Here is a 21,691-nt window from a genome sequence, read left to right on the forward strand (position 1 = left end):
ATATACGCAAGGAGAGTACTCATGACAAAAGTTTTAGTACTAGGACATAAAAACCCAGATACAGATTCCATTTGCTCTGCAATTGCTTATGCAGAGTTGAAGAAACAATTAGGCATGGACGCAGAGCCTGTTCGCTTAGGTGAATTAAACGGTGAAACGGAATATGCGTTAAAAGAATTCAACAGCGAAGTGCCGCGTTTAGTGGAAACTGTTGCAAATGAAGTGAAGGAAGTAATCTTAGTCGACCACAACGAGCGCCAACAAAGCGTAAGTGACATCGATCAAGTTCGCGTGTTGGAAGTCATTGATCACCACCGTATCGCAAATTTTGAAACAGCGGATCCTTTATACTACCGTGCAGAACCTGTTGGTTGCACTGCGACAATCTTAAACAAGCTATACAAGGAAAATGGAGTGGAAATCTCTAAGCCAGTTGCTGGTTTAATGCTTTCTGCAATCATTTCAGATTCTCTATTGTTCAAATCCCCTACTTGCACGGAGCAAGATGTACAAGCTGCAAAAGAACTTGCTGACATTGCAGGAGTGAATGCAGATGAGTACGGTCTTGCCATGCTAAAAGCCGGAGCGGACCTTAGCGATAAAACGGTAGAACAGCTGATCTCCCTAGATGCGAAAGAGTTCCAAATGGGCAGCTACAAAGTGGAAATTGCGCAAGTAAACACAGTGGACACAAACGACGTTCTTGCCAAACAAGAAGAGTTGGAAGCAGTCATCACAGCAAACGTTGCTGACAAGGATTTAGACTTGTTCTTACTTGTTGTGACGGATATTTTAGAAAATGATTCTGTTGCACTTGCACTTGGTTCCCAGGCGCCAGTTGTTGAAAAAGCGTATAATGTTACACTTGAAAACAACACAGCATTATTAAAGGGTGTTGTATCCCGTAAGAAGCAAGTTGTTCCTGTGTTGACGGATGCGTTGACGAAATAAGATGGGTGACGCATGGATTAATTTTGGCGAGTTGATCCATGCGTTTTTTAGGTGATTTTTAAGTGTTTTTTGATGCTTTAAACCGTTCGGTCAATTAAATGGGAACTTTGGACAACTTAACCTGTTTTTTGTTAGGGTTCGGACATTTACACTGCGGGGTTCGGTCAACATTTCAAGACGTTCGGTCATCTGAAAAAATCGTTCGGTCAAATTCCGGAAATCTTCGGCCACTTTTGTCAAAACTTTGGTCAAATACTCAAAAACTTCGGTCAAAAAACGAAAATCTTCGGACATTTGCCTAAAATGAAAGTAAAATTATTCCGCTTGCCCCTCGTCCATCAGCCCTCCCACCAAAAAGTTACCCCAAAAGTGATCCAAATCTCCACTAAAAACGTTAGGTTCCTAAAGAACCTAAACCCACCTCAAACATACCAACATTTTAAAGTATAAAAGATAAGTGTTATATATATAGTTAGATATATTAGACATAGAGAGAAGAGGGACGTCCATGAAGATGACAAGGTTGCTGACATTACCATTTTTAATTGTACTGCTAATAATTGCTGGCTGTTCAAACTCGAACTCAAACTCACCAACTAAAAACAGCGCCGGTGAAGACTTAAAAGAGCAAGACTGGGAAGACATCACCAAACTCGCTGACGGTACGAAAGTACGCATTTTCATGTGGGGCGGAGATGAAGGAATCAATCGCTACATGGATGAATGGGTCGCACCAAATCTAAAAGAAGCTCATAACATCGAACTAGAACGAGTCCCGATGGATACGAATGAAATCCTTCAAAAACTCTCGACGGAAAAGCGTGCAAACAAAGAGGAAGGTACCATCGACATTGTTTGGATAAACGGGGAAAATTTCAAGAATGCTAAGGAGTTTGATCTCCTCTACGGGCCTTTCAGTGAAAAACTCCCGAGCTACCAAAACTTTGTGGACACCGAAAGTCTCGACATTCAATATGACTTCGGTACAGAAGTGGAAGGGCTTGAGGCACCTTGGGGGAAAGTGCAGTTTGTTTTCCTATATGATGAAGAAAAAGTTCAGACTCCACCGGCCAGCCTGGAAGAATTAAAAGATTGGATAAAAGAAAATCCAGGGAAATTCACATATCCTGACGCCAATGATTTTACAGGCAACGCGTTCTTAAGGCATGTAATGTATGATGCAGTCGGTGGACCGGAGAAATTATTAGAAGACGGCTACAGTGAAGAGGTTTTAGCAGAGCACCAAGAACAAATGTGGAACTATCTCCGTGAAATTCAACCCTCCCTATGGAGAAAAGGGGAAACCTACCCGGCAACTCTAACGGATTTGGATCGCCTTTATAGCCAAGGGGAAGTGTGGATGACGATGGGGTATAACGAGGCGAGGGCAGAAAGTCTTATCAAGGACGGCGTATTCCCTGAAAGTACGAAATCATTTGTACTAGATTCAGTATCCATTGGAAATACTCACTTCTTGGCAATCCCGTTTAACAGTCCAAATAAAGCTGGGGCGATGGCAGCCATCAATTTCTTGATGTCCCCAGATGCGCAGCTTGCCAAATATGAATCCACATATTGGGGTGAAAATATGGCACTTGATCCAACAAAGTTGCCAGAAGAGGCGAAAGAAAAGCTGGCTAACATGGATCGAGGAGCTTCTGTTCTATCTCCGGAAAAATTAAGCGAAAGTCTTTTACCGGAAGTGGATGCAGAATATGTGAACTGGTTGAAGGAGCATTGGGTCAATGAAGTGGTTCAAAAGCAATAACTGGAGTCTTGCACTCCTTCCGGCTTTTCTTTTTACATTCTGCCTTGTCGTGTATGGACTTTTTTTGGCGGCACAGGAGAGTGTGACAACCTTAAATGGAATTTCACTGGATGCATATAAAAAAATAATTGAAAACGAGGCATTCTTGGAGTCGTTAAAATATAGTCTCCGGATTGCCTTCATTTCCACGACGCTGTCTCTGATATTGGGACTTTTATTAACAAAATTTCTTTTTGAAACCTTGAAAAACCATTTGGCACGAACCGTTGTTTGGCTGCCAATGTTATTTCCTCACTTTGTTTGGGGATATATGATGATCTTGCTTTTTTCTCAGACTGGCTGGTTTTCCACCTTACTCCATGAACTGTCCATCATCGATCGTCCAGATCAGTTTCCGGTCTTGACAAATGATCGCTATGGGATTGGCATCATCATTACCTACACACTAAAAGAAATTCCCTTTGTTGTCCTTATGCTCCTTCCTGTCTATGCACAGCTGAACCGCGATTTGCCTAATGTGGTGAAGACCCTTGGCGGCACCAAATGGCATGTGTTCAAAACAGTAGAGTGGCCATGGTTGTTTCCAGTGCTCATGGAGGCGGGACTGATTGTTTTTGCCTTTATTTTGGCAGCATTTGAAGTGCCATTTTTACTTGGTACGACCTATCCGAAAATGGTCTCTGTCCTTGCCTATGAGTGGTTTTACCAAGGAGACTGGAGTAAAAGGCCGGAATCTTTTGCTGTGATGATGACAGTGACTGCAATAATCTTTGGGATGCTGGTTATTCTGTTAAGTTTGGTTTCAAGATCGAGGTATCGGATGATGAAAGGAAACGGGATGTAAAATGAGAAGGAATAGAAACTGGAGCTTATTGTATATAATTTTTGCGTTCGTTCTCTTTCTTCCTGTCCTGCTATTATTGGTGAAAAGTATATCCTACGGTTGGAGGTGGGGGGAAATCATCCCCTCTTCTTTTTCTGGAAGAGGGTTCACCGTCCTGCTGAATGATGCGCGCTTTTTCTCTGCGATTGGAATGACGCTTTTAATTGGAATGGTCGTCATTCTCCTCAACCTGGTCATTGCTGTACCAGCGGCAAGAGCACTTGCCTTTCACTCTTTCAGGGGAAAAGCACTGGTTGAAGTGTTGCTGCTCCTCCCAATTCTCATCCCGAGTCTTGCGGTGGCGATGGGAATTCATATTACCATGATACGATTTGGTATGGCGGACGAGTGGATCGGTGTCGTATTGGTGCACCTCATTCCGACGATCCCATATTCTATAAAGATTTTAAGATCGGGCTTTGAAAGACTTGGCCAGAAATGGGAAGAACAAGCAAGCTCGCTCGGAGGCACAAAAGGAGCAATCCTCTACAGAATTTACTTGCCGCAATTATTGCCAAGCTTCCGTAGCATGGTGTTTTTGATTTTTGTCATTTCTTTAAGTCAATATGCGCTCACTTCCATCATCGGTGGCGGAAACGTATTGACGTTGGCTATGTTATATTTTCCGTTCCTGTCATCAGTGGACGAAGCAGTCATTGCAAGCTTTTCCATCGTGTTTGCACTGCTACCTATTTGTGTGATGATCGGGTTTGAACTAGTGTTTCGACTGGTGATTCCTTATCAGAAAAGGGTGTTTTTAGATTGAGTGAAACAATAGTGATAGAAAACGTATCAAAAAAATATGGGGAGAAAAGCATTATCCGTAATTTGAATTTGACAATAAATCAAGGTGAAATCATTAGTGTTGTCGGTCCTTCAGGAAGCGGGAAATCCACATTATTGAAATGCCTTGCTGGACTGGAACCCGTTTCAGCTGGGACCATTAAAGTGGGACAAAAGGATATCACCTCCATGCAAGCCAATCAGCGTCCGATTGTGATGATGTTTCAACAGCCTCTTTTGTTCCCGCATATGACCGTGTTGGAAAATGTCATGATTGGTTTATCTTTTAAAAGAAAAGGATCAAAAGCCAAGCGAAAAGAGCTGGCTACTAATTTCTTAACGAAAGTTGGGCTTGATGGATACGGAAAAAATTATCCTTACGAGCTTTCAGGCGGCCAACAGCAAAGAGTTGCGCTGGCTAGGGCACTAATTACTAATCCGCAATTGATGCTCTTGGATGAACCTTTTAGCAGTATCGATAACGAGAAAAGGGACGAATTACGGTTCTGGGTGAGAAATTTATTGAAAGAAGAAGGTATTGCAAGCCTTTTTATCACTCATGATATAGAAGAAGCGATGTTGATGGGAGATAGGGTTGCTGTTTTTGCCGAACAGAAGATCCAACAAATCGGCGCTCCGATGGATGTATATGAGGAGCCGGCAACACCTTTTGTTGCAAAATTTTATTCGGATGGTCTTCTAATAGGCAAGAGTTCATTTGTTCATTCGAAAAAGTTAAAAGTAATGAGAGAACACTCAGAATCCAGCTACCAGTCATATAAAGGGTCAGTAGTACAGAAAAAAGTAAAACATGGCAGTCTTTTTTATGATATACAGATGGAAGAACTCCATCAAAAGCTCACACTTCCCTCAACAGAAAATTTAGATCTATCCCAACAAGTATGGGTAACGGTGCAAACCGAACAAGATCTGACTCATTTTAAAAACGTTTGATGAAAATATTGCTCATATAAAGGAAGGTTCTTATGCTTGATACACATGCCCGAAAATATGTACAACCATTAATATCAAACACAGCGGAGCAATTGTTGAAGTTTGGATTGACACCAAATCAAGTCACAGTCATTTCATTTGGTATCGGTGTGTCATCTGGAGCTTTTTTCTATTTTGGTCTCCCGATAATAGCCGTATTGGTTTTGTGGATTTCGGGTTTCCTTGATGCGGTCGATGGTACCATGGCCCGTAAAACCAAATCTTCTCCATGGGGAACGGTCATGGATGTCACATTTGACCGGCTGGTCGAGATCAGTGTGATCCTCGGCGTGGCTTTTGTCTACCCGGAAATACAGTGGGCATTATTATTATTAAGCGTATCTATCATTTTTTCGATTACAGTCTTTTTGACGGTCGGGGCAGTTTCTGAAAAGCAAGGAATGAAGTCCTTTTACTATCAGGCTGGACTGGCGGAAAGAACAGAAGGCTTTATCTTACTTACCCTCATGATGCTACTGCCTGCATTCGTCCTCTGGACTACCTTACTATTCCTGGCAGTCGAAATTATCACCGGTCTCCAACGTTTCTTCGAAGCAAAAAGAATTTTGCAGTAGAAAAGGTAACCTAGCTGATGATTGAGCAAATGGCGAAGACTCCTCGAAAATGCTACGCATTTTCTTCGTGCGAAGAATCGCTGCCGAAGCCTTCCTTGTCCTGAGGGAGATAGCGCTAGGTGGAGGCCCCACAGGCAAAGCCGAGGAGGCTCACGTCAGCCCCTAGGAAAGCGAAGCCTTTTGCGGAGATCAACAGCGGCTTCAGAGTAATTTTCCACAAAAAAAGCTGGAAAGTTTCAGTGACAACACTGATTCTTTCCAGCTTTTTTCTTTATTTTCTACACCTAAGGCCTTCTGCGACCAGCAAAAAGGTTAAAGACTAATGCGATTAGTGCTAATACAAGGATAATGTGAATGAGGTTCCCTGCAATATCAAAAGAGAATCCAAGTAACCAAAGAATAAGTAAGACTGCAAAAATCGTCCATAACATAGTGAAATGCCTCCTAAACATCTGACATAGTAGCTGTACGATTGGTATGCCCTTCAGCCACTGCAGTTACTCCTACTAATTATTGGCTTTTTGTTACCTGACGCCACGTCTACTTCCGAAAAGGTTAAACACGATAGCCAATACAGCCAGAACTAATAGGATGTGAATAAGTCCTCCGCCAATTTCCATCGCGAAACCAAGTAACCAAAGAACTAAAAGTACAACAAAGATTGTCCATAACATGTGATTTTCCTCCTCTATTTTTTTTGGTATTTTTTTCAACGTCTACACAGAAGGTAATTCCCTAGCGTGAAAAATGTTAAACCAATATTTTTTTCAAATATATTTTATTGGAGCAAATTAGGAAAAAAGTTGGAAAAAGAGTTTGTTCCAAAAATTAGGTTTTAAAATATGTGGAAAAGGAATGAAGTAACTAGTGACGAGCTATCAGTTGTCACAAATGGAAGTGGGAGGTGATGTTGAGTATGAATCAGACAACCATGAAAGGTAAGTGGAACCAGATGAAAGGTGACGCCAAGAAGAAATGGGGAAATCTCACGGATGATGATCTTCAACAAATTGAAGGAGATCGTGATAAGCTGGTAGGCAAAATTCAGGAACGCCACGGGAAGTCGAGAGAAGAGGCGGAACGTGAAGTAGACGGTTGGATGTAGGTCAGTACTTAAGCATCTTTTAAAAATTACTTAAAGGAGAGGATTTAAGATGGCTAACAACAATAACAACAATAACAATAATAACAGTAGTAACAACTCTAACAACAACAGCTCTAACACCTCCACAATGACATATGAGGAGCGCGGACGCAAGGGCGGAGAGAAGACAAAGCAGGAGCATGGCCAGGAGCACTTCGAGGAAATCGGCCAAAAGGGCGGTAATAAAACGCTGAATGAACACGGCAAAGAGCACTTCGAAGAAATCGGCCAAAAAGGCGGCAACAACTCGAACTCCAATTAACAAGTGCAACAACCATAGATAAGAACCATAGGGCAGCCAAAAAACAAAGGCTGCTCTTTATCATTTGGAAAAAACAATATGTGTGAGATTTTCTGCTGTGTATAGGAGCAAATGGCGAAGACTTCCTTGTCCTGTGGGAAATATCGAGGTGGTGACCCCACACGCTAAGTCGATGAGGCTCACGTCAGCCCCTAGGAAAGCGAAGTCATTTGCGGAAATCAACAGCGGTGTTAATAGTGAAAAAAGGAGTGGAGAAAATGAGTAAAGAACGATTTTATTCCGTACAAACAGAGGGCCAACCCCCACAAGAACAAAGTAAACAACCTGGTGACGAAAACGAAATGATACCAGAACCAATCTGCGATAACCCCAACTATAAGGGGAGTGGCAAATTAAAAGGCAAAAATGCCATCATCACTGGTGGGGACAGCGGGATTGGCAGGGCAGTCGCCATCGCCTATGCAAAAGAAGGAGCAAATATCAGCATTGTCTACCTTGATGAACATGAGGATGCAAAAGAAACCAAACAAATGGTAGAACAATACGGCGCCAAATGTTTGTTATACTCCGGTGACATTGGCCAAAAGGATTTTTGTACAGATGTTGTTAAGCAGACAGCGGAAGAATTGGGAGGATTACATATTCTCGTGAACAATGCCGCTGAACAGCATGTGCAGGAGAAGATTGAGGATATTTCCGAAGAACAATTACTGCGTACATTCCAAACGAATATCTTTTCCTATTTTTATTTTATTCAGGCGGCCATGCCATATCTGGATAAAGGAAGTTCCATTATCAACACCGCTTCTGTGGTGGCCTATAAAGGGATGCCTGTATTAATGGACTATTCGGCAACCAAAGGCGCAATTGTAGCGTTAACGCGTTCCTTGTCAGAGAACATCGTTGGCAGCGGAATCAGGGTGAACGGTGTAGCTCCTGGACCCATTTGGACTCCACTCATTCCAGCGTCCTTTGACGGAGAGCAGGTCGAAGAATTCGGTACCAATTCTCCCATGGGACGTCCGGGGCAGCCTGCAGAATTGGCTCCGGCCTATGTTTATTTAGCATCGGAGGATTCCTCTTATGTCTCCGGTCAAATGATTCATATTAACGGAGGGACGGTTGTGAACGGATGATAATATGTTTTTTGTAGGGACAGCTCGTGCTGTCCTTCTTTCACGTAGCAGAAAAAAGGATTTCCTCAAATTTTGTAGAAATTTAAGGGAAAGAAAGGAGTGGGGAAATCCATGAGCATGCAAACTTATATCTATTTACTTAGGTTGCCAGAAAGATTATATGATCCGGAATGTTGGACAGAAGAGGAGAAGACTATAGTATCTCGACATTTTTCCTACTTAAAAAAGAATGTGGAAAGTGGAGTGGTCATTCTTGCAGGAAGAACCGAACAGACGGATGAAACTGGATTTGGCATTGTTATCTTCTTGGCAAGAAATGAATCGGAAGCAGAACGGTTTATGAATAACGATCCTGCCGTTTTAAGTGAAATCATGACGGGAGAATTGTCACCATACAGACTTGCGCTAATGAATGAGAAATTCTCCATAGGTGTATAAAAGGCCAGTGGCACAATCTGTACCACTGTCCATTACTAGGAAATCTGCTTATACACCTGCAAATTGCTGGCTTTCTGTTTCAAATGCATTTTCTTCAATTTCAAAACCAAGGTCTTGGATCATTTGGTAATCCTGGTTAGATGCTTGGCCGCTAGTGGTCAGATAGTCTCCAACAAAGATAGAGTTCGCGATGTAAAGCCCCATACTTTGAAGGGTGCGAAGATTGTACTCGCGGCCTCCGGAAATCCTGATTTCTTTTGTTGGATTCACAAATCGAAACATGGCTAGGATTTTCAGGCATTTCAATGGAGTCAAGTCATCCATTCCGGCAAGCTTGGTTCCTTCTATGGGGTGGAGAAAGTTAACTGGAATGGAGTCGGCATCTAATTCTTTCAACGAAAATGCCATTTCTACAATATCCTCAAGCGTTTCACCCATTCCGCAAATCACACCAGAACATGGGGAGATTCCTGCACTTTTTAATGTTTCAAGTGTGCGGATACGGTCCTCGTAATCATGAGTCGTAGTAATCTCGCTGTGATGCCCTTTGCTGGTATTAATATTATGATTAAAGCGGTCCACACCGGCTTCCTTCAAGCGTTTCGCTTGTGCGTCATTGACAAGACCCAAACAAGCGCAAATTTTCATATTGTTTACATCTTTTTTAATGTCCTGAACGGCTTGTACTACCGTATCCACGTCTCTATTTGTCGGCTTGCGGCCACTCATGACGATGCAGTAGGTACCGATTTTATTCTTCTTGGCTTCTTTGGCTCCATCAACGATAATTTTTTTGCTGACAAGTGGATAGCTGTCAATTTCCGTGTCGGCTTTCATGGACTGGGAGCAGTAGCCGCAATCTTCTGGGCATAAGCCACTTTTGGCGTTAATGATCAGGTTCAGTTTTACTTTTTTTCCATAATAGTGTTTGCGGATATGAAAAGCCGAATAAATAAGTTCTAATACGTTGTCATCGTCTTCTTTTAATAGTTGTAGTGCTTCTTCCGGTGTTATGCGATAGCCATCTACCACTTTTTCTGCAAGCTGTTTCCAAGTCAAAGTAATCACTCCTTAGTTTTTACATGAACTGTTGATTTCCGTTTCAGGCGCTTCGCTTTCCACGGGCGGTCCGGGAGCCTCACTTCGTTGGAAGCCACTGAAAAACTGATAAGGTAAAGTTTTTTATGATTCCTAGCTGGTGATTGTAGCAAAAGGCGAAGACTCCTGAGGGAGCTAGCGCTAGGTGGAGACCCCGCAGGCGTAGCCGAGGAGGCTCCAGCAGTGCCCCTAGGAAAGCGAAGCCATTTGCGGAAATCAACAGCGGTGTTTAGTAAAATTTCAAAATCAAGGTCTTTTTCAGTGGCCTCCTTCGATGCGGGGACTCCCCTGTCCCTTCCTCCCGTAGGACAAGGAAGGCTTCGGCAGCTTTTCATCGCACGGAGAAAATGCGTTAGCATTTTCGAGGAGTCTGCGCGCCTTCCACTTCAATCAACAATGTTGCTGTAAAATTTATATGTAAACTTACTTACGATAAAAGTTTACATATAAAAGTAGAAGCTGACAAGGAAAAGAACTAAATCTGATGGAAAATTGCAAATTGTTTTGTAAGCGGTTATAATTGTTTTTCCGGCAAAAAAGAACAGAAAACCGTTGCGTACTTTGAAAAGGTTCCTTAAGGGATAGTTACCATGAATGGAGAAAAACTCTAGTTCATGGTTTTTTGCGTCTCTACATAAACCTCGGGAGTGTGAAGAGTTTGGCAGAAATGAAGAAAAGGCATCCTGATTTTGATCAGGAAGTAGAACGGCTTATCTTTACCAAAAAGTATATGGACATTGTCATTAAAGCAACAGAGTTGGATGAGGAATCGTTTAAGTCCAGTTTTAAAGAAGCGTTGGATGGAACTGATTTTTCAGACAGTAGTTTAAGTTATTTGAACATGCTCACCAATGCGAACATGCTTCAACGGACGACAGAAGAAATCCGCAGCCTCAAGAAAATCTACCATAAACCCTACTTTGCAAGAATTGACTACAAGCGGGCCGGCAAAGAGGAAGAGGAGATTCTTTATTTTGGTAAAGCATCGCTTTTTGATAGAGAAACCCAAGATCCGATCATCGTCGATTGGCGATCCCCAATCGCAAACCTATACTATGACGGCAGACTTGGTGAAGTGGAGTACGAGGCGGAAGGGGAAACGTACGACGGCTATCTCTCCCTAAAACGTCAATATATTATGGAAGATGGCGAGCTCCAAGACATAAGGGATGTTGATTTGACGACGACGGACGAGCTGTTACAAGAATCACTTTCCGGCAGTTCCAGCAACCGTCTGACCGATATCGTTTCTACCATTCAAGAGGAACAAAATAGAATTATTCGAGCGGACTTAAATAAACCGATTATCGTGCAAGGAGCGGCAGGAAGCGGAAAGACTACCATCGCGCTTCACCGAATCTCTTATTTTATCTATACTTACCAGGATCAATTTCGACCAGAACAACTGATGATCCTCGCCCCTAATAATCTATTCATCGACTACATATCTGAAGTCCTTCCAGAGCTTGGGGTGGACCGGATCTTACAGACGACTTTTATTGATTTTGTCTTAAGCTGTATTGGCAAAAAGGTGAAATTGCGACCTCCATCTGAAAAGTTGATGGGTTTCATTAACCATGAATATGAAGATCCAGAGATGGTCCAATGGTTGGCAAGCTTCAAAGGCTCACTAGAATTTAAGAACATCATCGACCGCTATCTATCTGACATTTTAGAAACACTCATTCCAACAGAAGATTTCTACCTGACTTCTAAATTCAAACTTTACTCCGCTGAAAAAATGGAGAACCTGATTCGCAACGAATATACCTACCTCCCGTATTATCGCCGGGTGGAAAAGGTGAAAAGTGTCCTGCAAAACTATGTACGTACAGAGAAAAAAGTGCTCTTGCATAAAGTCGAGAAGTTTTATGATCAGAAGCTCGACAAAGCCCTATTTAACATGCACCTAGATCCAGCCAAAAGAAAAAGCTATGTCACAAAAGCGATGGACAAAAAAGATGCCATGACAGAAGAGATAAAACGGGAGTCTAGAACCGCTGTTAACGCCTTTATCCGAAAGCTGCCAAAGCACACTCTTTTTCACTATTTCAAAGAGTTGGTCACAGAACGGGATACCTTTGCGAAGTATGCAAGTGACTATTTGGATGACTATCAGATTAAGTATTTTGTCGACTATCAAGTGAAATTACATAGACAGAAGCAGTATGAGCTAGAAGATTTGGCAGGGTTACTTTATCTGCAGCATCATTTGTACGGAATAGATAAAGATCTACGTGCTCGAAATGTGGTCATTGATGAAGCACAAGATTACAGCTATTTTCAATTGGCAGCATTGAAAAGTGCGTTAGAAACTGATATGTTCACCATCGTAGGGGACCTAGCTCAAGGAATCCATTCCTATCGAGGAATTCAAGATTGGAACAAAGTAAAGGAATCAATTTTTCCAAGGGCTGCTTACACAACATTGCAAAAAAGTTATCGTACAACAGTGGAAATCATGGAAGCGGCCAATGACATTTTGAAGCTATTACCCTTTGAACTACCAAAAGTGGAGCCTGTTGTAAGGCACGGTGCCAAGCCAGTTTTTCATCAATGGTCTACATCTGGTGACAGCGCTGCTAAAAAGGCAGAAGTGCTAGAGGCTGAGATTAAGAAGTTGTATGCAGTGGACGGCCAAAAAACAATTGCGGTTATAGGCAAAACCGAGAAAGAATGCAAGAAGATGGAGGGGATGCTTCGCCGTCATACAGACTTGCAAGTGCAATTGTTACGGGAAAATGAGGAAATCAATCAAGAGGATGTCGTCATCGTTCATGCCCAGTTGGCGAAGGGACTGGAGTTTGACGCTGTGTTGTTGTGCACGCTAGATGAAGTATTCACAGAAACAGAAATTGACGTGAAGTTACTATATGTGGCGATGACAAGACCCCTGCACCATTTAAGCTTTTACGGGAATGATGTGGGAGACTTTTTGCTTGAGCATGTTTCAGGGGAGAAGTTTTTAATAGACCAATAAAAAGAGATGAGACAGAGCCTTTTTAGTAGAGGCTCTGTTTTATTTTATGAAAGATAAGAAACGTTGATTTCCGTTCCAGGAGCTTCGCTTGCCTGCGGGGGGTCCGGAACCCTCCTCGGACATTCGCCCTGTGGGGTCTTCCCTGTCCCTTCCTCCCACGGGCGTATACGCGCCTTCCACTCAATCAACAAGGTGGCTTCATTCATGTAAGGGTTTATGAAAAAGTATCTAACCGAGTTAACTAGATATGCATAAACGTAACATCTACTCAATTTTTAGCTGTGAATTGGAGCAAAAGGCGAAGACTCCAGCGGGTAATAACTGCAGGTTGAGACCCCGCAGGCGTAGCCGAGGAGGCTCCAGCAGCGCCCCTAGGAAAGCGAAGCCATTTGCGGAAATCAACAGCGGTGTTTATAAAAATACTAAAATCAAGACTTTTTCAGTGGGCTCCAACGAAGTGAGGCTCAAGGCACCGTCCCGCGGAAAGCGAAGCCATTTGCGAAAAGGAACAGCGTCATTTAACCAATCAACTAAAGCTTTTAGTATAATGGCCTTATCTTTGGCAGTTGCTATCTTTTCAATCGCCCACGTAAAACCAACACGACAACCCCAACCGCCACAAGAGCCAAGATTACCTTGCCTGCCGCATTCCACTGCAGCACTTGATAAACAGAAAAAGCTTCTAACATCAAAGCAGGAATCTTCCCAACAGTACTTGCGACCGCAAACCCGGCCAAGCTGATCCGGCTTGTTGCCCCAGCCAATGTAACAAGTCCGGAAGGTGCAAATGGAAACAACCTCAAAGCAAGAACCAATAAAAAGGCTTCCCGGCCACCAGTCTCCTGCAATCTTACCAGCCATTTATTTTTCATCAACAAATCCGGGGCAAACTTTTTTATGCCTTTACGGTACAACCAAAAACTGACCACTGCTCCAATGGATTCCCCTAAAAAAGAGATCAACATTCCCCACCAAAAGCCGAAGAAAGCCAGGTTGGCAGCGGTAAGGAAAACGCTTGGCATAAAAGCTAGTATGCTTATGATGGAATTAATAAAAATACTAAGTAGGATGGCAAACGGCCCAACTGCTGTAAACCACTCCAACACTTGATCTTTCCACATGATAAAGTCCCTCTCACAAATTATTTTAAAATTATAAATTCAATTTACTTTACATACCATATAGGGGTATGTTACTTTATACGGGATAGGAGGTCAAGAACGATGGAAAACCTTCCAGTTGAAACATTAAATGAAGATTGTTGCCATACAGACAACAATGGGGTAAGGAAAAGTCACCATTCCGCAGAGCAAAAAAAGGCGTTGATCTCACGCTTGAATCGTATTGAAGGTCAGGTACGTGGGGTAAAACGGTTGATTGAAGAGGACACCTATTGTGATGATGTGCTCACTCAGATCTCAGCTGTTCAGTCTGCTCTAAATGGCCTTGGCAAAATGCTTTTAGAGGAACATATGAAATCCTGTATCGTAGAAAGAATTCAAGACGGTGACACAGAAGTGATAGATGAGTTGTTAGTAACAGTTAAAAGACTGATGAAATAAGGGGAGATAAACATGGAACAAGTAACGTTAAAAGTAAATGGTATGAGTTGTGGTCATTGTGTAAAAGCGGTAGAAGGAAGCGTTGGGGAACTTGAAGGCGTGAATTCTGTTAAAGTGGACCTTTCATCCGGAACAGTAGCAGTAGAATACAAAAGCGAGCAAGTGACAGTTGCAAAAATTAAAGAAACAATCGACGAAGAAGGTTATGAGGTAGCATAACCCATTAAGTTAGTTACGTGCTTTTCTTAAGGGAACAGCACGTTTTATTTGGGATGTTATATACCCCCTATAGGTATAAAGGAGGTCAGTGAAATGAGTGTTCAAAAGAAGAAAGAAACTATGTTACAGATTACTGGGATGACGTGTGCGGCTTGTTCGACACGTGTAGAAAGAGGGCTGAACAAACTGGCTGGAGTCGAAGCGGCCAATGTGAACCTTGCTCTTGAAAATGCATCTGTCACCTATAATCCCGAACAAGTAACCGAAAAAGAAATAGAGAAAAAGATTCAGGATCTTGGCTATGATGTGGTGAAAGAAAAAGCAGAATTTCTTATTACCGGCATGACATGTGCGGCTTGTTCCAGTCGGATAGAAAAAGTCCTCGGGAAAATGGAAGGCGTAAATGCGGCCAATGTGAACCTAGCTTTAGAAAGTGGAACGGTGGAATATAACCCTTCTAAGCTAACGCCAGCTGACATCATTACCCGTATTGAAAAAGCTGGCTATGGTGCTACGGAAAAAGTAGAAAAGAGCGAAAGTGCCGAGAACTTCCGGCAAAAGGAGTTGGAAAAACAACAAGGGAAGTTTGTATTCTCGTTCATTCTGACAATCCCGTTGCTATGGGCCATGGTGAGTCACTTTTCCTTTACCTCTTTTATTTATCTGCCTGATATGCTGATGAATCCATGGGTGCAGCTCGCACTTGCGACACCTGTGCAATTTTTCATCGGCTGGCAATTCTACACGGGTGCGTATAAAGCGCTGAAAAATAAAAGCGCGAACATGGACGTACTGGTGGCACTCGGAACGACTGCAGCATATGTGTACAGCTTGTATTTATCGATTGAATCCATCGGTTCAGGAGCACATATGGTCGAGCTTTATTTCGAAGCAAGTGCAGTCATTATCACTCTAATTATTTTAGGAAAGCTATTTGAAGTGAGAGCGAAGGGGCGCTCTTCGGAAGCAATCAAAAAATTAATGGGACTTCAGGCAAAAACGGCCCTTGTTTTACGAGATGGAAAAGAAATAGAAATTCCATTGGATGAGGTCCTTGTAGGGGATATCGTTTCCGTAAAACCTGGGGAAAAAGTTCCGGTGGATGGCGAAATGGTGGAAGGGCAATCAGCGGTGGATGAGTCCATGCTGACAGGAGAAAGCATTCCTGTCGACAAAAAGGCAGGAGATTTTGTTTATGGTTCTACGATTAATAAAAATGGCTTCTTGAAAATGAAGGCAACAAAAGTTGGAAAAGAAACGGCCCTTGCTCAAATCATTCGAATCGTCGAGCAGGCTCAGGGCTCTAAAGCCCCAATTCAACGCCTAGCAGATAAAATTTCAGGCATCTTTGTTCCTATTGTAGTTGGAATAGCAGTACTGACTTTCTTGGTTTGGTATTTTATCGTAGATCCAGGAAACTTTGCACAAGCATTGGTTAACTTGATTGCGGTTCTCGTCATTGCTTGTCCATGTGCGCTTGGTCTTGCAACACCCACGTCTATCATGGCAGGATCAGGTCGGGCGGCAGAACTTGGCATTCTTTTTAAAGGCGGCGAGCATTTAGAACAGACGCACCGAATCACCACCGTTGTTTTGGATAAAACAGGAACGGTAACAAATGGTACACCTGTGCTAACCGATGTAAAGCTTGAAGCTGGGGAGGATGAAGCGGCAATCCTTGCGATGGTTGGAGCAGCCGAGAAACAATCCGAACATCCATTAGCACAAGCGATTGTGGAAGGCATCCAAGCAAAAGGTATCGAATTTGGATCTGTCGGTTCATTTGAAGCAATACCCGGCTATGGTATCGAAGCGGTCATAGGGGAAAACACAGTGGTGGTTGGTACGCGTAAATTAATGAGCAAGCACCATGTAGCTGTCGAGCATGCGGAAAAAATGGTTCGTGAGCTTGAGGCGAATGGTAAAACGGCAATGCTTATTGCAGTGAACGGAGAGTACAAAGGCATTATCGCGGTTGCAGATACGATAAAAGATACTTCCAAACAAGCCGTTAAACGACTAAAAGATATGGGTCTAGAAGTTGTCATGATGACAGGAGATAACGAACGCACAGCAAAAGCGATTGCCCAACATGCCGGAATTGATCAGGTCATTGCTGAAGTACTTCCAGAACAAAAAGCCGAAGAAGTAGCAAAGCTTCAAAAGCAAGGCAAGAAAGTGGCAATGGTCGGGGATGGCATCAATGACGCCCCAGCATTGGTAACAGCGGATATTGGGATGGCAATTGGAACCGGAACAGATGTCGCGATGGAAGCGGCTGACATCACGTTAATGCGCGGTGATCTAAACAGCATTGCAGATGCTATCATCATGAGTAAAAAGACCATTACTAACATCAAACAAAATCTATTCTGGGCATTTGCTTATAACTCCATGGGAATCCCAATCGCAGCATTAGGTTTCCTAGCACCATGGGTGGCAGGAGCTGCGATGGCATTCAGTTCCGTATCTGTTGTTTTGAACGCACTCAGATTGCAAAAAGTGAAACTTTAATAAGGTGGGAACACGATGAAAAAATGGATTGGATCTGCGCTTGTTTATCTGTTGTTGGTTATCGGGGGCTATACGGTGTATGCGTTTTATGTAAGTGAGGATGTATCTCAAGGTGAAGAGGGCAGTCATGCGGAACATGCTGGTGAAGAAGAGAAACATGGGGAGCATGAAGAAAAGGAGGGCCATGACAGTGGTGGACACGAGGGGCATGGCGACCATGAAGGAGAGTCTTCTAGTGAAGTGCAAGCAGACGTAATGCTGGATGGTGAAGAAATGACCATTACCCTGACAGACAATGATGGCAACCCAATGGATGACCTGGAAGTAAATCACGAGAAATTGATGCACCTAATAGTAATCAGTGAGGATCTGGAACAGTTTCAACATTTACATCCAGAAAAGGTATCTGAAGGTGTTTTCACTGCAGATGCGGATCTGGAAGAAGGCATGTACCAAGCATTTGTGGATATCAAGCCGAGTGAGCTGAAGTATGTAAATGAAGCTAAGCCAGTGATGGTAGGAGAGCATGGCGGTCATGAAGATAATCATGTGCATTTAGAACCTGAAACAGAATGGACGAAGGAACAAGGCGACTACACTGTAACCCTAGATGTGAACAATTTTTCTGTAAAAGAAAACGTGGTGCTTTCTTTTGACATAGAAGGGGCAGAGCCAGAGGATTACCTTGGTGCACTCGGACATGTGGTCGTTGTGAATGAAGCGCTAGATGAGTTTATCCATGTACACCCTCGCGAAGGAGAGGAACCAGTGTTTGAGGCCCACTTCAGCAAACCTGGCATGTATAAACTGTGGGCAGAATTCAAACTGAACGGGAAAGTATATGCATTCCCGTATGTGGTGGAAATCACGGAATAAAGGGGATTGTTGCAATGGGAGAAAAACTGATTAAGCTCGCGGTCAACGGCGGAATTGACTTTGGTGCTAAGTTGAATGGCAAACAACTATTGATGCTTGCACGCTATATGGGGGAAGAACAGGAGTTAGAAGTCACCACCTTTCAACAATTGTATGTGGATATTCCGGAAGGCAGGTTGGAAGAAGCGAAGGCCGACTTTTCAAGCGTCGGTCTGAGTTGCTATCCGGTCGGCAATTATGTCAAAAGCCTTCGCACTTGCAACTTCTGTAAGGGAGAGCTGGAAGAAGGAATGCCTGTGGCAAAAGAAATCAACCGACGTATTGCAGGAAGAGCGGTCCCTTTTACTTTAAAACCGGCCTATACAGGATGTCCGATTGGGTGCGGAGAGCCGTTGGTTAATGATATTGGCGTAATCAAACAACACGGAGAACGATACGATCTCTATGTCGGCGGCAAAGCAAAGGGGCTCGACGCCAGAACAGGAGAATTGTTTGCAGATGGTTTAGAAGAAGACGCGCTGTATGTGTTGATTGATAGATTAATAGATTTATATGCTGCAGAAGGCAAGAAGCGTGAGCAGTTTGCTAAGTTTGTCAGGCGTTACGGGCTTGATGAGCTGAAGGAGAAGATAATGGCATAGGAGTTTGGTAGGTATGGGTTCCTGGTGAGTGCCCGGTGAGCCAGCGGAAGAGTTTGATGGTCTGCTGGCTTTTTTGTGTTTTTAAATGGAGTTGATGGTTGGTTTTTGGGCTTTTAGGCGGAGAAGAGGGAAGGTTTGTGCTTGATGTTCGTGGCGCCGGTGAGGGTAGATCTTGGGTGATAAAGTCAAATGTCCGAAGATTTTCCGATAGTGACCGAAGTTTTGGGAAAGTTGACCGAAGATTTTGTGTTTTTGACCGAAGTTTCCGAGAAAGTGACCGAACCAATTTTTAGAATGACTGAACCTAAAGAATTGTTGTCCAAACAGGATCTTAATTTGTCCGAACACACCCTATCCAAATAAGGAAATTGACCGAAGCAAACCTAAAAGTGACCGAACCGTTTTTGGCAGCTAAAAAAGAAGGTGTTTCACAAGCATTTTCACCTATTTTCTATAAAAATCGACCCCATCACGTCAAAGATAAGCCTCAGCCCACCAACTCAAAAACAATTCCCCTCTCTCCACTGTAACTTTTTAACATCCCCCTCGTCTAACCGTATAAAAGGGGGCAGTAACATGAAAAAAAAGGTAATTATCTTTTCTTCTATTTTAGTGGGATTGGGTATCATCTTCGCGTTCATCTACCAATCAAGAGAACCTTTCGCAGTCAACGGTACAGGCAATCCCTACTCTGAAAAAGATACCCAAACCGTGCTTTCAGATAAAAAATGGTTGCTGACTTTTACGAAAGAGTTTCAGCAGGACAGCATCAAAGAGAATGAGTCTATCTATGTTACGGATAAAGACGGCAATAAAGTAGAGACAGTACTTGAGGTTTCCAAAGACTTTGTATCGCTCTCTCCTCCTCAAGGTGGCTATGACCCAAGCAAAGGGCCGTATGAGCTCCACATCAGTGGGGATATTGAATCCGTTGATGGCAAAACACTTGGAAAACAAAAAAAGATTAAGTTTACAGCTATGAAACAATTGCCGACCGTTGCTTCCAGAAAAGAATTAAATTCATTGTTCACCGCCCGTCTCAAACAAATGCAAGCAAATAAGGAAGAAAGTAAACAGCTGTTTAGCTTTGGTGGAGATGAATCGACAGGCTCAGATGATAGTGAAGACGCTGCAGGTGCAGATATGGCAACGGAAAGTGAATCTAATGGGAGTGCAGGTGGCCATTCCGAAACGAACGTCCAGGTTCAGGGGGTAGATGAAGCGGACATTGTGAAAACAGATGGAGACTTCATTTATCAAGCAATCGATCAAAAGTTAAAAATCACTAAAGTCGAACCTGTAGAGGAAATGACTGTTGTGACAGAGCTTCGTTATAAAGACTTTAATCCATATCAACTTTTTTTGGATGGCGACCAGCTAGTGGTCATCGGTCATTTTTGGGATGAAAAACTGATGTATCGGGAAACAAAGAGCAGTGAAGAAGATAAGATTATGCCAATGCATGAGGCAACTAGGGCCATCATCTATGATATTACCGATCGATCCAATCCTGTTGTTCAAAAAACAGTTACGTTGGAAGGATATTATATCTCAAGTAGAAAGATCGATAATCATGTTTACTTGATTGCTAATAAGTACGCTGATTTTTGGATGCTGGAAGAGCATCCTGAGGCAGATTTGAGACCACGCGTATCCGATATACAAGGTGAGGAAGAGGGAGAATTGAAAGGTGTCCCTTATGAGGATATCCGTTATTTTCCTGATTCTACAGAAGATAATTTTATGACGATAGCCACCATTGATTTGAACCAGCCTCAAGAAGCTGCGACTATAACCACGTATGTAGGAAGTGGAAACCAGATTTATATGTCAAAAGAAAATCTGTACGTCGCGGTACCAAACTATGGGTATGGGCCGCATTGGACTAATAATGAAAGTACAGAAATTTATAAATTTGCCGTAGATGGCATGAGTGTCGAGTTTCGTGCAAATGGAGCAATTCCTGGTTATCTTTTAAACCAATTTTCCATGGATGAGTATAAGGGGAATTTCCGAGTGGCGGCAACCAAAGGGCATGCGTGGGATGAACACTCCCCGTCAAGCAACCACCTCTTTATATTGGATGAAGGAATGAATGTAATCAGCAGTGTAGAAGACTTGGCAAGGGGCGAGCGCATCTATTCTGTCCGCTTTATGCAGGATAAGGCATATGTAGTGACGTTTAAGGAAGTAGATCCGCTTTTCGTCTTTGATCTGAGTAATCCGAATGAACCGAAAGTGCTAGGGGAGTTGAAAATTCCTGGCTTCAGTAATTACCTTCACCCATATGATGAAAATCATCTGATTGGTTTTGGGTATGATACGAAAGTGGAAAAGGATCAATGGGGAACCAGAGTGGTAACAAACGGTGTTAAAATTTCCTTGTTTGATGTGAGTGACCCGACAAATCCGCTGGAAAAACACACGGAAATTATCGGGGGTCAATCCACACACTCACCATTAAATCACGATCATAAAGCACTTCTTTTCAACAAGGAAAAAGATATTTTTGCCTTCCCAATCACCAAGTACAATGAAAATCAAAAAGATGGAAGCTACCGTCTCGACTTTGAAGGTGCGATGGTTTATGGAATTGACCCGGAAAAAGGATTTACCTTGCACACTAAAATAACGCATCAGCAAGAAAACACTTTATATGAAGATTGGGAGAACATGGTCCAACGAATCCTATATATCGATGACCACCTTTACACCGTTACACCAAAACAAGTAAAGGCGACCAAAATTACATGGTAGGTCAGATGAAAGAGAGCGGAACAACCCCGCTCTCTTTTTCTACGGAAATGAAGGAAATAATGACAACATTCGCCGGCATTTTATTTCCTAGGAAAAGAACCCTGTCGAAAA

General features: G+C 42.9%; 21 protein-coding genes. 17 read left to right on the forward strand and 4 right to left on the reverse strand.

Going from position 1 to position 21,691, the window contains the following annotated elements:
• Window positions 1-21: 21 nt before the first annotated feature.
• From AAV98_RS13805 to AAV98_RS13830, 6 genes are all read left to right on the forward strand, one after another.
• The gene (locus AAV98_RS13805; protein ID WP_060666142.1) at window positions 22-951 is read left to right on the forward strand and encodes a manganese-dependent inorganic pyrophosphatase; all 930 of its coding nucleotides are present in this window, start codon (window positions 22-24) and stop codon (window positions 949-951) included.
• A 508-nt stretch (window positions 952-1,459) separates the two neighbouring features.
• Window positions 1,460-2,719 carry an ABC transporter substrate-binding protein gene (locus tag AAV98_RS13810; RefSeq protein ID WP_082380898.1) on the forward strand — a complete coding sequence of 420 codons (1,260 nt, stop codon included), beginning with the start codon at window positions 1,460-1,462 and terminating at the stop codon, window positions 2,717-2,719.
• Window positions 2,697-3,563, forward strand: coding sequence for an ABC transporter permease (locus AAV98_RS13815; protein ID WP_060666143.1), 867 nt, complete (start codon window positions 2,697-2,699; stop codon window positions 3,561-3,563). Before AAV98_RS13810 ends, AAV98_RS13815 begins: the two co-directional genes overlap by 23 nt.
• A gap of 1 nt (window position 3,564) precedes the next feature.
• Window positions 3,565-4,368, forward strand: a complete 804-nt coding sequence (locus tag AAV98_RS13820) for an ABC transporter permease (RefSeq protein ID WP_060666144.1) — start codon at window positions 3,565-3,567, stop codon at window positions 4,366-4,368.
• Window positions 4,365-5,339 carry an ABC transporter ATP-binding protein gene (locus AAV98_RS13825; RefSeq protein WP_060666145.1) on the forward strand — a complete coding sequence of 325 codons (975 nt, stop codon included), beginning with the start codon at window positions 4,365-4,367 and terminating at the stop codon, window positions 5,337-5,339. The genes AAV98_RS13820 and AAV98_RS13825 overlap by 4 nt, the downstream gene beginning before the upstream one ends.
• 32 nt (window positions 5,340-5,371) lie before the next feature.
• Entirely contained in the window at window positions 5,372-5,953 is a 582-nt protein-coding gene (locus AAV98_RS13830) for a CDP-alcohol phosphatidyltransferase family protein (protein ID WP_060666146.1), read from the forward strand.
• A 284-nt stretch (window positions 5,954-6,237) separates the two neighbouring features.
• On the opposite strand, the gene AAV98_RS20300 is transcribed toward AAV98_RS13830, so the two are convergent.
• Together AAV98_RS20300 and AAV98_RS20305 are read right to left on the reverse strand one after the other, a co-directional pair.
• On the reverse strand, window positions 6,238-6,384 hold the full coding sequence (locus AAV98_RS20300; protein WP_010195114.1) for a lmo0937 family membrane protein: 147 nt from the start codon (window positions 6,382-6,384) through the stop codon (window positions 6,238-6,240).
• A gap of 93 nt (window positions 6,385-6,477) precedes the next feature.
• A complete protein-coding gene (locus AAV98_RS20305) occupies window positions 6,478-6,627 on the reverse strand; it encodes a lmo0937 family membrane protein (protein ID WP_156317780.1) in 150 nt (49 codons plus the stop codon).
• A gap of 242 nt (window positions 6,628-6,869) precedes the next feature.
• Between AAV98_RS20305 and AAV98_RS13835 the strand changes: the two genes are divergently transcribed.
• From AAV98_RS13835 to AAV98_RS13850, 4 genes are all read left to right on the forward strand, one after another.
• Complete coding sequence (locus AAV98_RS13835; protein WP_060666147.1) at window positions 6,870-7,058, forward strand: CsbD family protein; 189 nt, start codon at window positions 6,870-6,872, stop codon at window positions 7,056-7,058.
• A gap of 49 nt (window positions 7,059-7,107) precedes the next feature.
• Window positions 7,108-7,359, forward strand: a complete 252-nt coding sequence (locus AAV98_RS13840; protein ID WP_060666148.1) for a hypothetical protein — start codon at window positions 7,108-7,110, stop codon at window positions 7,357-7,359.
• 257 nt (window positions 7,360-7,616) lie between these two features.
• The gene (locus AAV98_RS13845; protein WP_060666149.1) at window positions 7,617-8,495 is read left to right on the forward strand and encodes an SDR family oxidoreductase; all 879 of its coding nucleotides are present in this window, start codon (window positions 7,617-7,619) and stop codon (window positions 8,493-8,495) included.
• Window positions 8,496-8,606: 111 nt separating this feature from the next.
• The gene (locus AAV98_RS13850; protein ID WP_060666150.1) at window positions 8,607-8,933 is read left to right on the forward strand and encodes a YciI family protein; all 327 of its coding nucleotides are present in this window, start codon (window positions 8,607-8,609) and stop codon (window positions 8,931-8,933) included.
• Between the two features lie 48 nt (window positions 8,934-8,981).
• Here the strand turns inward: AAV98_RS13850 and bioB are convergent, their stop codons facing one another.
• Window positions 8,982-9,992 carry a biotin synthase BioB gene (gene bioB, locus AAV98_RS13855; protein WP_060666151.1) on the reverse strand — a complete coding sequence of 337 codons (1,011 nt, stop codon included), beginning with the start codon at window positions 9,990-9,992 and terminating at the stop codon, window positions 8,982-8,984.
• Between the two features lie 706 nt (window positions 9,993-10,698).
• On the opposite strand from bioB, the gene helD reads away from it, so the two are divergent.
• On the forward strand, window positions 10,699-13,011 hold the full coding sequence (gene helD / locus AAV98_RS13865; protein ID WP_060666186.1) for an RNA polymerase recycling motor HelD: 2,313 nt from the start codon (window positions 10,699-10,701) through the stop codon (window positions 13,009-13,011).
• A 569-nt stretch (window positions 13,012-13,580) separates the two neighbouring features.
• On the opposite strand, the gene AAV98_RS13870 is transcribed toward helD, so the two are convergent.
• Window positions 13,581-14,132: a TVP38/TMEM64 family protein gene (locus AAV98_RS13870; protein ID WP_060666153.1), complete on the reverse strand. Its 552-nt coding sequence runs from the start codon at window positions 14,130-14,132 to the stop codon at window positions 13,581-13,583.
• Between the two features lie 102 nt (window positions 14,133-14,234).
• Here AAV98_RS13870 and AAV98_RS13875 point away from each other — a divergent pair, with 102 nt between their 5' ends.
• The 6 genes from AAV98_RS13875 to AAV98_RS13900 all read left to right on the forward strand — a co-directional run bounded on the left by AAV98_RS13875 (window position 14,235) and on the right by AAV98_RS13900 (window position 21,580).
• Window positions 14,235-14,573 (forward strand): metal-sensitive transcriptional regulator, encoded by a 339-nt coding sequence (locus AAV98_RS13875; RefSeq protein ID WP_060666154.1) that lies wholly within the window; start codon window positions 14,235-14,237, stop codon window positions 14,571-14,573.
• Window positions 14,574-14,585: 12 nt separating this feature from the next.
• Window positions 14,586-14,792 (forward strand): copper chaperone CopZ, encoded by a 207-nt coding sequence (copZ, locus tag AAV98_RS13880; RefSeq protein ID WP_060666155.1) that lies wholly within the window; start codon window positions 14,586-14,588, stop codon window positions 14,790-14,792.
• A gap of 93 nt (window positions 14,793-14,885) precedes the next feature.
• Complete coding sequence (locus AAV98_RS13885) at window positions 14,886-17,306, forward strand: heavy metal translocating P-type ATPase (protein WP_060666156.1); 2,421 nt, start codon at window positions 14,886-14,888, stop codon at window positions 17,304-17,306.
• 15 nt (window positions 17,307-17,321) lie between these two features.
• Entirely contained in the window at window positions 17,322-18,182 is an 861-nt protein-coding gene (locus AAV98_RS13890) for a hypothetical protein (RefSeq protein WP_060666157.1), read from the forward strand.
• Window positions 18,183-18,196: 14 nt separating this feature from the next.
• Window positions 18,197-18,823, forward strand: coding sequence for a nitrite reductase (locus tag AAV98_RS13895; RefSeq protein WP_060666158.1), 627 nt, complete (start codon window positions 18,197-18,199; stop codon window positions 18,821-18,823).
• Window positions 18,824-19,399: 576 nt separating this feature from the next.
• Window positions 19,400-21,580, forward strand: a complete 2,181-nt coding sequence (locus tag AAV98_RS13900) for a beta-propeller domain-containing protein (RefSeq protein WP_060666159.1) — start codon at window positions 19,400-19,402, stop codon at window positions 21,578-21,580.
• Window positions 21,581-21,691: the final 111 nt, after the last annotated feature.

It is taken from the genome of Bacillus sp. CHD6a (assembly GCF_001293645.1).
GTDB lineage: Bacteria > Bacillota > Bacilli > Bacillales > Bacillaceae_I > Sutcliffiella_A.